Source organism: Photobacterium carnosum, assembly GCF_021236965.1.
Taxonomy (GTDB): Bacteria; Pseudomonadota; Gammaproteobacteria; order Enterobacterales; family Vibrionaceae; genus Photobacterium; species Photobacterium carnosum.
Genome location: NZ_WMDN01000008.1, coordinates 14,669 through 26,494 on the forward strand (window position 1 = coordinate 14,669; position 11,826 = coordinate 26,494).

Here is an 11,826-nt window from a genome sequence, read left to right on the forward strand (position 1 = left end):
AATGACTAAGTTTCTTTTCAGTTAAGTTTAAGAATATACTGCGGCTATTATTTTATTAGTCATTTAAGAAGTTGTAATGATTATTCCTTGGCAAGACATCGATCCAGAAACATTAACAAACCTGATTGAACAATTTATTTTGCGTGAAGGTACCGATTATGGCGAAGTAGAAATTAGCCTCAGTGATAAAGTCGCTTATGTTCGACGCCAACTAGAATCAGGTGATGCGGTGATTGTTTTCTCTGAATTACATGAATCGGTAGATATTAAGCTAAGAAATCAAATGTAATCCAATTAGTCACTGTATTATCACTCACCAAAACTTGTCTTCATCTGCATTTTTATCACTTAATACCGACATTTCAGCAAACTTGTAGTAACATTTATCACTGTCTATTTTTGTTATTCATCACGTAATAATCACAACAACAGGTGAGTTATGTCGGTAAAACACCCTATTATTGCTGTCACAGGTTCATCAGGCGCGGGCACAACCACCACCTCTGAAGCCTTTCGCAAGATGTTTAATATGATGGACATCAACGCGGCATGGTTAGAAGGCGATAGTTTTCATCGCTTCACTCGCCCAGAAATGGATTGTGAAATCCGTAAAGCTAAAGATCAAGGTCGCCACATCAGTTATTTCGGCGCTGAAGCCAATGATTTCGAGCAATTAGCCCACTTTTTCGAACAATATGCTCAAGACGGTAGTGGCAAGTTTCGGCGTTACCTACATACCTTTGATGAAGCCGTACCTTATAATCAAATGCCCGGAACATTCACCCCTTGGCAACAGCTTGCTGAAAATACCGATGTATTATTTTATGAAGGGTTACATGGTGGTGTGGTTGATGGGGAAACCAATGCAGCCCAACATGTTGATTTACTGATTGGCATGGTGCCGATTGTTAACTTAGAGTGGATTCAAAAGATCATTCGCGACACTCGCGACCGCGGCCATTCAAGAGAAGCGGTAATGGAATCGATAGTGCGCTCAATGGATGACTACTTAAATTACATCACCCCGCAATTTTCTCGCACCCATATTAACTTTCAACGAGTCCCTACGGTGGATACCTCAAACCCTGTTAGCGCCAAAGGTATTCCAAGTTTAGATGAAAGCTTTGTGGTGATCCGTTTTCGTGGCTTAAAGAATGTCGACTTTCCGCATTTATTGGCGATGATTCAAGGTTCATTTATGTCACGTCACAACACCCTTGTTGTCCCCGGTGGTAAAATGAGTTTTGCGATGGAATTAATTATGCGCCCGCTGCTCGAACAATTAATTGAAAACGGCAAAATAGCGTAATCATTACCTATATTAATTAACCATTACTTTGTTAGATTAACGGTCACTGGTATCAGCAACCGTAATCATCATCGTGTTACGCCACAACAATCTCATAACTGTGGCTCATTTCGACACCTTGACCCAGCATTAAACACACTGAGCAGTATTTTTCGAGAGAGTCTGCCACCACTTTACTCACTAGCTGATCATTTAAATCATGACCAGTGACAACAAAGTGTAAATTTGCATGAGTAAAAATTCGAGGGGCTTGTTCACGACGTTCAGCTGAGATTTCAACTTCACAACCAGTGATCTGCTGCTGTAATTCTTGTAAACCACTAACAACATCAACTGAACTACACCCTCCCGCAGCCATTAATACTAATTCCATTGGACTTGGGGCTTTTTCACCGCCATTACCATCTAACACAACACTATGACCCGATGCAGATTGACCTACAAACGTCATATTTTCTAACCACTTCACACGTGATTGCATATTTATATCCTTGAGCTATATTCTTCAGAAATTCAGTTCATTTTCATTGACAATTTCATCAATGTAAACAGTGTTTATTTTGTTTTATGTTAATAATGTTGCATATTTATATTTGTAAAATTAGAGAGTAAAACCACTTTAAAACGGCACGTTAGGCAACTAAGTCACAACGATGTGATCACGTGCACACTTATCTCTCATAAATGAGCAAGTCTGCTCGATCAATATCAAGAAAAAGCTGCAGAAAAAGGATACACTCTAAGCCAGTTCAAGTTAACTCACAGCCTAACCGCTGAGTGAGTAACCCTGCCAACACACCATTTTGTTGAGTTATATCTACAGAACATATTGTTGGGCAACATATGCAGAGGAAGTTAGTAATATGGTTCCAGGTAAACCGCAAACAGATCCAACTTTAGAGTGGTTTCTTTCCCATTGTCACATTCACAAATATCCATCAAAGAGTACGTTAATTCACGCAGGTGAAAAAGCAGAAACTTTGTACTACATCGTGAAGGGTTCTGTTGCTGTATTAATCAAGGATGAAGAAGGTAAGGAGATGATCCTTTCTTACCTAAACCAGGGCGACTTTATTGGTGAACTCGGCTTGTTCGAAGATGACCAAGAACGTACAGCTTGGGTTCGTGCAAAAAGCCCTTGTGAAGTTGCAGAAATTTCATTCAAGAAATTCCGTCAGTTAATTCAAGTTAATCCAGATATTTTAATGCGTCTATCTGCTCAAATGGCATGTCGTTTACAAGTGACAAGTCAAAAGGTAGGAGATCTTGCATTCCTTGATGTAACTGGTCGTATTGCACAGACACTACTTAACCTTGCAAAACAACCCGATGCAATGACACACCCTGATGGCATGCAAATTAAGATCACTCGTCAAGAAATTGGCCAGATCGTAGGTTGTTCTCGCGAAACAGTCGGTCGTATTTTAAAAATGCTGGAAGAGCAAAATCTTATTTCTGCTCACGGCAAGACTATTGTGGTTTACGGTACACGCTAATTATTTTAGTAATACCAAGATCACCGATGAAACCGCAGCTTATGCCTGCGGTTTTTTTTGATCATTTCCCCCTTATGGTCACACCCAAAAGCAATCATTGAGCACATCTGCATTACTGTTAAATTTTAACTTGTAATAGCATCTATTTATGCTACATTTCGCTCACAAATGGATTTTAAATCAATAATGGTCAATATGGATATTGAACGCTTTTCTGCTAATAGTTACACCACAGTACCTGGGGTATTAACCAGTCAACCAACAACCATTGAAATGACAGGGTTTAGTGATAGTCGTTGCTACCTTGAACAACAAACAGGATTACGCCGCTGCCCTGCTGATGAATCAGGAGTTTGGGGTTCGCCGCTAGATAATTAATTTTATTCTAAACAGCACTTATATGACGCAGTGCTGTTTTTTATTACGCGATAGTTCACTTTGTACCGATGAATGCTTTCTATTCACGATCCGTACTTTCAAATATCTTATTTGCTGAAGCAGTCACAAACCCTGAATATAATTCACCATTGGTTTGCGGGTAACGTTTAGCAAATTCATAAAATCCACCCGATATTTTATGAATACCATCTCTAAAACTCACTCCTACTACATCAGCCATAGTTGCTGATTGCTCTAACATTACTTCAGCATTACCTTTAATTTCGCCCCCAGCCTGATTAATCACAAACTGGTTATGACGTAATAAATGATTCACCTCCTCAAGATCAGAGAACTGCTCTAATTGATTAATATTGACCGTAAAATGATTAGCCCCAAAACCATGCGCCGCAACCCATGCCGCATATTCACTTTCAGCGGCTAAAAATTGATAGGTTGCAAAATCAAGTTGCCACGGACGACCACTATAAACAAAATCAGGTTTGCGAAAATAAGCATCATCAACCTGATCGAGCAATGTCCGTATCATTTGTTGTAATTCTGCAGAACACCCCGCTAATTGTAATTCACTGATAAAGACTTTTGGCAGTAACGGATTGGAATGAATAAAGGATTCTGCATACAACTTTTTAGCATTAAAATGATATTTCGCTTGTGGCTGGTACCCCAAGGCAATAAATGGCGCGGCAATTACCGCTAAGCCACATTTGGGTAATCCAAAACTACGCAATGCTATATGATCATTGAGTAACGCCGCGTCCTCAGTTAACAACTGCTGTATTTGCACCGCAGAGGGGCATAACCGTTGACTATAATCGCGCCATAAACTATCAAAAAGTTGGGTAATAGATTCCATAATCAGCCTGCCTATTGAAAGTATTATCACTCATTAAACCTTAGCTCAAGCTTACTCCTGGCGCTAATTGAGACGGTAATTGCACATCATCCCCCTCAACAGATGCCATCGGATAAGCACAATAATCAGCCGCATAGTAAGCACTTGGACGAAGATTACCTGATGCGCCAGGGCCACCAAAAGGCGCGTCACCACTCGCTCCCGTTAACGGTCGATTACGATTCACAATTCCAGCGCGAATATGTTCAATAAAATATTGCCATTGCTGGCTATCAGTGGAAATTAACCCAGCGGCTAATCCATAACGGGTTTGATTAGCACTCGCGACCGCTTGAGTAAAATCGACATAACGACTAACGTGTAATAACGGTCCAAAATATTCTTCATCCGCGAGTTCACTAATAGCACTAACATCGATAATCGCAGGCGTCACAATTGCGCCTTGTCCTCGAGTTGCCATTAATAAAGCAACGCCACCCGCATCCAAGAGTTGTTGTTGATGCAATATGATGTGATCTGCCGCCACAACAGAAATTAATGGTCCCATAAACGGTGCTGGGGTTGCTAATGGATCGCCCACCAGCAATTGCGAGGCGACCGCGACTAAACGGGCTAACAGAGCATCGCCAGCTTTTCCGGTGGCAATATATAATCGCCGCGCGCACGTACAACGCTGCCCTGCACTTAAAAAAGCCGATTGAATAATAGTATATGCTGCAGCCTCAATCTCACCATACTCTTGACCGACAACCAATGGGTTGTTGCCTCCCATCTCTAAGGCCAGCATGGTTTGAGGTTGCCCTGCAAATTGCTGATGCAATAAATGTCCTGTTTGTGCACTCCCGGTAAACAATACCCCAGCGACCCCAGTTGCCATGGCTAATGCTGCTCCCGTTGCTCGTCCACCTTGCACCAAATTAAGCACCCCATCAGTAATACCCGCTTGCTGCCACAACTCACACATCCGTTGGGCGGTATTGGGCGTCAATTCTGAGGGTTTAAAGACCACGGTATTACCGGCTAACAATGCAGGAATAATATGACCATTAGGTAAATGAGCGGGGAAGTTATACGGTCCAAATACCGCCATTACCCCTAACGGACGATGACGAACAATCATGGTGGTATTGGCCTGTTGACGCTGACGGGTGCCGGTTCTCTCATGATAAGCCTGCGTTGATAGCCCTACTTTGGCAATCATAGCCGCAACTTCAGTGGTACTTTCCCATAATGGCTTACCTGTTTCAGTCGCAATAATGTGTGCCAGTTGCGATTGATGTTGTTGCAGTAATTGAGCAAAGCGTTCAATGATGGCTAAGCGTTCACTAAACGTCGTATTACGCCAGCTTAAAAACGCTGTATTTGCAGCGGCAACAGCACACTCAACTTGATCAACACTCGCGGCATGACCTTGCCAAACTACATCATCATTATAAGGATTGAGTGATTGAAATTGCTCACCATCGCCCACTAGCCATTGATTATTAATCCATAAGCTCATTCGATTCTCCTTATTATGATTGCGCAACTAATCGTACTTCATCACCCATTTTCACATTAAGCGCGACTGCAACATCCGCGGTCATCATGGCTTGTCCTTGCGCCGTAATCGCAATAGGAGCCGCAACCGCTCGAAACCCAGCTAACTGGCAATTTGAAATAAGGTAATGTTGTTGGCTGCTATGTTCACCAATATCGACCGAATAGCGCTGCGAATGACGCACAGTTTCAATATTTCGAACGTCACATTCAACACTTGGACCCGCATCAAAAATATCAACATAACCGCGGCAACAAAATCCTTCTTGTTCTAACAGCTGTAATGCTGGGCGAGTATTGGTATGTACTTTCCCAATCACCGCTTGTGCTTCTTTGCTGAGTAAATTGACGTAAATCGGTAATTTCGGCATTAAATCAGCAATAAAGCCTTTGCGACCAATGCCCGTTAAATAATCTGCATAAGTAAAATCAATCGAAAAGAAATGCTCTTTCAACCATTGCCAAAAAGGAGAATTACCCTGCTCATCAGACACACCACGCATTTCAGCAAAGGCAACGTCAGCAAATCGCTGTCGATGATCCGCCATCAACAAAAAGCGCGACTTAGACAATAAGCGTCCGTTGACACCTTGTCGCCACTCGGGCAATAAAAATAAGCTACACAGCTCCGTCTCACCCGTATATTGGCTCCCCAATGTCAGCACTTTTACAGTGTTATGCACCCCTAACTGACGCGAGGCATGGGTGACAGTACTTAAATGATAATTATAAAAAGGAACATCAAGCCCAACTGTTGCCTCAATCGCAGTGGTACCAACCACTTGGCCACTGTCACTATCAACGGCGACCAATAGATAACTTTCTTGTCCTGGTGAAGTAACGTTGGCATTAAAACTGGCTTGAGAATGTTGAATACGACGACGAAGTAAATCTTCATTGATAGGCAGTGACGTAAAACCATGGCCCGAGGCTTCAGCACATTGCATCAGCGCAGAATAATCAGTGGTAGTAATAGGACGAATAATGAGCATGACATTCCCTCCTAAAGTAGGCAATGACTCCAGCCATTGCCCCGCTCGAAATCAGCGTTAGAATGGGGTTATTAGTGTTAACTAACCCCGCAATTACCATTCAATCACCGCTCAGAATGCGCGTTATATAACGTCGCAATTGCCGCTTCTAAGCGTTGCATCCCTTCATCGATGTCTTTTTTATCAATCACTAGTGAAGGTGTAAAGCGCACCACATCTGTCCCGGCAACTAATACCATCACCCCTTCTTTACCTGCTGCAACCAATATATCTCGTGCTCGACCTTCCCATTGTGGTGTAAGTACCGCTCCCAGTAATAATCCCTTACCACGAATTTCACTAAAAATAGGATAACGGCGGTTAATTTGCATTAATCCCTCACGAAACCATTGCTCGCGCTGTTTCACTCCGGCTAATACTGCGGGCTGACTAACGGTATTGATCACCGCTTCAGCAACCGCACATGCGAGAGGATTACCACCATAGGTTGAACCATGGGTACCCACTTTGAGGTGAGCGGCAAGTGCCGTCGTTGTCAGCATGGCAGCAACAGGAAAACCACCGCCTAATGATTTTGCAGTGGTGAGAATATCTGGAGTGACACCTAAACCTTGGTAAGCAAACAAGTCTCCCGTCCGTCCATTACCCGTTTGAACTTCATCAAAGATCAACAATGCATGGTGTTTATCACACAGTTCACGCACCCCTTGCACAAACTCAATGGTTGGGCTAATTATACCGCCCTCACCTTGTAAAGGTTCCATCATCACGGCGCAGGTTTTATCAGACATTAATTCAGCAATAGCTGCTAGATCATTATAAGGCAGGTGAGTAACGGCTTGGGGCTTAGGACCGAAACCATCGGAATAAGTACTTTGACCACCGACTGTCACGGTAAAAAAGGTTCGACCATGAAAACCATGATGAAAGGCGATAATTTGATCTTTATCGGCACTAAAGTTATCAACGGCATAACGACGCGCCAATTTTAATGCGGCTTCATTGGCTTCTGCGCCAGAGTTAGCGAAAAAGACTTTGTCGGCAAAAGTGAGTTGGGTCAGTTTGTCTGCTAAGCGCAAAGCAGGCTCATTGGTCATCACATTACTTAAATGCCATAACTTTTGCGCTTGCTCGGTTAATGCCGTCACCATCACTGGATGACAATGGCCCAAACAGCTAACCGCTATCCCGCCAGCAAAATCAATGTATTCCCGTTGCTGTTGATCCCATAAGCGTGAGCCTTGTCCACGAACAGGAATAATATCCATCGGCGCATAGCAAGGCACCATAACCTCATTAAATAACGAACGTTGCAGTTTCTCTTCTGTTGCCATCACACTGTCCTTCTGTGCTGTATGCCTTATCACTAGTATTTACATTTTATTAACCTTTGCCAACAATAACAGCTATTTTTATTAAAACTAAGGTGTTAAGTAATAAATACACTCGCGATAGTTATGCATTATTTACAGAAGATGATTAACCACTCTTATGACCAATATTCTTTCCGCTAAGGAAACTATTTCCATCAAATGCATAACATTGCATTTTAGCGAAAAAAAAGCGGCTCAAATAACGAAGATAATGAATGATAACAACAGAGAAGCGTACTTACTCGCGCAGCAATAAGTACGTTAGAAAAGTAGTAGCAGAAGGATTAACGCTGAAGGAAATTAGCCAATAATTGATGACCTTGTTCGGTCAAAATACTTTCTGGGTGAAATTGTACCCCTTCTAAATCCAATGTCTTATGTCGAATTCCCATAATTTCATCGAATTGACCATTTAATTCAGTCCACGCCGTGATCTCAAAACAATCAGGTAATGTCACCGCTTTAACTACCAAAGAATGGTAACGGGTAACGGTTAACGGGTTATTCAGTCCTTCAAACACACCGCGATCAGTATGGTAAATGGGGGATGTTTTGCCATGCATCACTTGTCGAGCGCGTACTACATCACCACCAAACACTTGTGCTAGCGATTGATGCCCAAGACAAACTCCAAGAATAGGTAATTTACCCGCGAAATATTCAATCGCTTGCAAAGAAATACCCGCGTCATTAGGGGTACAAGGACCAGGGGAAATGACTAAATGCATCGGTGCTAATGCTTCGATGGCTGCAATATCAATTGCATCATTGCGCACAACAACCACTTCAGCGCCTAACTCACAAAAGTATTGATAGAGATTGTAAGTAAATGAATCGTAGTTATCAATAATTAACAACATACTACAACTAAGCTCTTATTCTTAACTGCCAACGACAGTGACTAACTCGCGATAAAAAAGCAGAGCCGAAGCCCTGCTTTTTTTATAATAATTACTGTCAGCGCTTATGGGCGAGCAACAAAACCGACTGCATGGTAAGCTTTTTTCAACACTTCAGCAGCACGTGCTGATGCTTTATCCGCACCCGCTTTCATCACACTATCAAGATAAGCACGATCATGACGAATACGTTGGTATTCAGCCTGTACAGGCTCTAGCATTGCAACCAATGCCTCACCCACGTCTTTCTTAAACGGACCATACATTTCAACACCAGCATACTGCGCTTCAATCTCAGCAAATGTTTTGCCTGTCACGCCAGAATACAAACCCATTAGATTTGAAATACCCGCTTTTTGCTCACTATCATGGGCGATACGGGGTGGCATTTCTGCGTCTGTTTGTGCTTTATTGATTTTCTTTAGAATTGACTTAGGATCTTCAAGCAGCGTAATAACGTTCTTACGGTTATCATCTGACTTAGACATTTTCTTAGTCGCATCTTGTAAGCTCATTACGCGCGCGCCAATCGCTGGAATATACGGTTCAGGCACTTGGAAAATTGGGCTTTCAACGCTGCCATAGAGATTATTAAAACGGTTGGCGATATCACGTGCTAACTCTAGATGTTGCTTTTGATCGCTACCTACTGGCACTTGGTGCGCACCGTATAATAAAATATCGGCAGCCATCAGTACTGGGTAACCAAATAAGCCCGCATTAACGTCATTAGCGTGACGTGCTGATTTATCTTTAAACTGAGTCATGCGGCTTAGCTCACCCATTTGAGTATAGCAATTTAATAACCAACCCAACTGAGCATGCTCTGGTACATGAGACTGCACGAACAACGTGCTTTTCTTTGGATCAACACCAACAGCCAAACAAATAGCTAATGCATCGAGGGTTGCTTCATGAAGTGCTTTAGGATCTTGACGCACAGTAATGGCATGTAAATCAACCACGCAATACTGGCAATCATAATCATCTTGCATCTGTTCCCACTGACGCAGCGCACCAAGGTAGTTGCCGATACTCAATTCACCAGAAGGCTGTACGCCACTTAATACAATGGGTTTACTCATGATCAGGCTGTCCTGTTAATATTTGTAATTGTATTGACGAAAGGCACTAATAACATCGTTATCAGCACCTCACATTATTGTTTTTTTAGTGTACACCGTAATGTACTAGCAGCCTAGTTTAACCACATCAAGTAATTGCTTGAAGTGATCACAGACAACATCGGGCTCACTATCGCTGATTGGCTGACCATAGTTATAGCCATAAGTCAGTCCTAATGAACGACAACTTGCGGCTTGAGCTGCAAGAATATCATTGCGCGAATCGCCCACCATTAGCATTTCAGAAGCAATAAGCTGATGTTTCTCCATTAGCCAATGTAACGCGAACGGATCTGGCTTTTTCAATGGGAACGTATCACCACCAATCACATCAACAAAGTAAGCACTCAAACCATGTTCTTCAAGCAGATGAGGCACAAATTGTGATGGTTTATTAGTAACAATCGCCATTGGTACACCCGCTTGGTGTAAATGAGCGAGCGTTGTTTTCACATCGGCGTAAAGCGCACTTTTTTGATGACCGCCAGCCGCATAATAATGATCAAATAACTCACGAGCTTGACGTTGTAAAGCAGGATCTAATTGTGGATCAATATCAAAACTACGACTTAATGCACGACCAATTAAAATATCAGCACCATTACCAATCCAAGTAGTAACCTGTTCTACAGTTACCCCTTCACGGCCAAGATGACGCATAGTCAAATCAGCAGCATCAGCTAAATCAGGGACGCTATCAAGCAAAGTACCATCTAAATCAAACGCAATAAATTTAATATTTTCAATCATGTTTTCAGAGATCATTAACGCTTAGCCTCAGCTAACTGTGCACGCATCTTATCAATCGCGACTTTATAATCAGGTTCATTAAAAATAGCAGAGCCAGCAACAAACATATCTGCGCCCGCCGCTGCAATTTCAGCAATATTATTAACGTTAACACCACCATCCACTTCTAGACGAATATCACGCCCTGAAGCTTCAATGCGCTGACGCACTTGGCGCAATTTATCTAACGTACTAGGAATAAAAGATTGGCCACCAAAACCTGGATTAACTGACATGATCAAAATCATATCCACTTTATCCATGATGTAATCAAGGTGATGTAATGGCGTCGCTGGATTAAACACTACCCCTGCTTGACAGCCATGTTCTTTAATTAGCTGTAAAGTACGATCAATGTGGTCAGTCGCTTCAACATGAAATGTAATCATGCTAGCGCCAGCTTTGGCAAAATCAGGAATAATACGATCGACAGGTTTTACCATTAAATGCACATCAATCGGTGCGGTAATACCGTAGTTACGTAAGGCTTGACAGATAGGCGCACCAAACGTCAGGTTAGGGACAAAATGATTATCCATAACATCAAAATGGACCACATCAGCACCCGCTGCCAATACGTTTGCTACATCTTCACCTAAGCGGGCAAAATCAGCAGACAAAATAGATGGAGCGATCAAAAAGTCCTTCATGTTTAGCCTCTCTACACTAGCGATAAAAAACAACAGGCTCGGCGTACCAAGCATTTAAATTGCAGTCAGTCTACCCGATCCCCTAAGTGTTGTCTTACTGGATTTATAGATTGCTGTAGTTAGCTATAATTATCAGTACGGCTATCAACATAGCCACTACAATCAACAATAATATTCGTAAAAAACAAGGAATAAAAAACTAATGGATGAAAGGAAAGTCACTGTCTGGGGAATAATAAAGAGTGTATTAGCGGCGTTATTTGGGGTGCAATCACAACAACAGCACCAGCAAGACTTCAAGCATTCAAGTCCATGGCCGTTTATCATCATTGGGGGAATTATTATCGGGGTATTGGTTATTACATTGATTGCTATCGCCCAGCAGGCAACAGCAATCTAG

Annotated in this window: 14 protein-coding genes; 5 read left to right on the forward strand and 9 right to left on the reverse strand. The window is 42.3% G+C overall.

Annotation, left to right across the window (positions count from 1 at the left end; genetic code table 11):
• Positions 1-76: 76 nt before the first annotated feature.
• Together GLP24_RS09435 and GLP24_RS09440 are read left to right on the forward strand one after the other, a co-directional pair.
• A complete protein-coding gene (locus tag GLP24_RS09435; protein WP_101768054.1) occupies positions 77-289 on the forward strand; it encodes a YheU family protein in 213 nt (70 codons plus the stop codon).
• A 150-nt stretch (positions 290-439) separates the two neighbouring features.
• Complete coding sequence (locus tag GLP24_RS09440) at positions 440-1,309, forward strand: phosphoribulokinase (protein WP_101768055.1); 870 nt, start codon at positions 440-442, stop codon at positions 1,307-1,309.
• A gap of 76 nt (positions 1,310-1,385) precedes the next feature.
• Here GLP24_RS09440 and GLP24_RS09445 read toward each other — a convergent pair whose 3' ends face one another.
• On the reverse strand, positions 1,386-1,790 hold the full coding sequence (locus tag GLP24_RS09445; protein ID WP_101768056.1) for an OsmC family protein: 405 nt from the start codon (positions 1,788-1,790) through the stop codon (positions 1,386-1,388).
• A 382-nt stretch (positions 1,791-2,172) separates the two neighbouring features.
• On the opposite strand from GLP24_RS09445, the gene crp reads away from it, so the two are divergent.
• The gene (crp, locus tag GLP24_RS09450; RefSeq protein ID WP_101768057.1) at positions 2,173-2,805 is read left to right on the forward strand and encodes a cAMP-activated global transcriptional regulator CRP; all 633 of its coding nucleotides are present in this window, start codon (positions 2,173-2,175) and stop codon (positions 2,803-2,805) included.
• A gap of 195 nt (positions 2,806-3,000) precedes the next feature.
• Positions 3,001-3,183 carry a hypothetical protein gene (locus tag GLP24_RS09455; RefSeq protein ID WP_152653840.1) on the forward strand — a complete coding sequence of 61 codons (183 nt, stop codon included), beginning with the start codon at positions 3,001-3,003 and terminating at the stop codon, positions 3,181-3,183.
• Between the two features lie 79 nt (positions 3,184-3,262).
• Here GLP24_RS09455 and GLP24_RS09460 read toward each other — a convergent pair whose 3' ends face one another.
• The 8 genes from GLP24_RS09460 to rpe form a co-directional block, all read right to left on the reverse strand.
• Positions 3,263-4,060, reverse strand: coding sequence for a DUF1338 domain-containing protein (locus GLP24_RS09460; RefSeq protein ID WP_232598278.1), 798 nt, complete (start codon positions 4,058-4,060; stop codon positions 3,263-3,265).
• A gap of 40 nt (positions 4,061-4,100) precedes the next feature.
• Positions 4,101-5,561 (reverse strand): succinylglutamate-semialdehyde dehydrogenase, encoded by a 1,461-nt coding sequence (astD, locus tag GLP24_RS09465; protein ID WP_152653826.1) that lies wholly within the window; start codon positions 5,559-5,561, stop codon positions 4,101-4,103.
• 13 nt (positions 5,562-5,574) lie between these two features.
• The gene (gene astA / locus GLP24_RS09470) at positions 5,575-6,591 is read right to left on the reverse strand and encodes an arginine N-succinyltransferase (RefSeq protein ID WP_232615916.1); all 1,017 of its coding nucleotides are present in this window, start codon (positions 6,589-6,591) and stop codon (positions 5,575-5,577) included.
• 104 nt (positions 6,592-6,695) lie between these two features.
• A complete protein-coding gene (locus tag GLP24_RS09475; protein WP_232615917.1) occupies positions 6,696-7,925 on the reverse strand; it encodes an aspartate aminotransferase family protein in 1,230 nt (409 codons plus the stop codon).
• Between the two features lie 323 nt (positions 7,926-8,248).
• On the reverse strand, positions 8,249-8,824 hold the full coding sequence (locus tag GLP24_RS09480; protein WP_232615918.1) for an aminodeoxychorismate/anthranilate synthase component II: 576 nt from the start codon (positions 8,822-8,824) through the stop codon (positions 8,249-8,251).
• 104 nt (positions 8,825-8,928) lie between these two features.
• Positions 8,929-9,948: a tryptophan--tRNA ligase gene (gene trpS / locus GLP24_RS09485; protein ID WP_101768063.1), complete on the reverse strand. Its 1,020-nt coding sequence runs from the start codon at positions 9,946-9,948 to the stop codon at positions 8,929-8,931.
• 105 nt (positions 9,949-10,053) lie between these two features.
• Positions 10,054-10,737, reverse strand: a complete 684-nt coding sequence (locus tag GLP24_RS09490) for a phosphoglycolate phosphatase (protein ID WP_232615955.1) — start codon at positions 10,735-10,737, stop codon at positions 10,054-10,056.
• Between the two features lie 14 nt (positions 10,738-10,751).
• A complete protein-coding gene (gene rpe, locus GLP24_RS09495; RefSeq protein WP_101768064.1) occupies positions 10,752-11,426 on the reverse strand; it encodes a ribulose-phosphate 3-epimerase in 675 nt (224 codons plus the stop codon).
• Positions 11,427-11,628: 202 nt separating this feature from the next.
• Here rpe and GLP24_RS09500 point away from each other — a divergent pair, with 202 nt between their 5' ends.
• Positions 11,629-11,826 carry a DUF2970 domain-containing protein gene (locus tag GLP24_RS09500; protein WP_101768065.1) on the forward strand — a complete coding sequence of 66 codons (198 nt, stop codon included), beginning with the start codon at positions 11,629-11,631 and terminating at the stop codon, positions 11,824-11,826.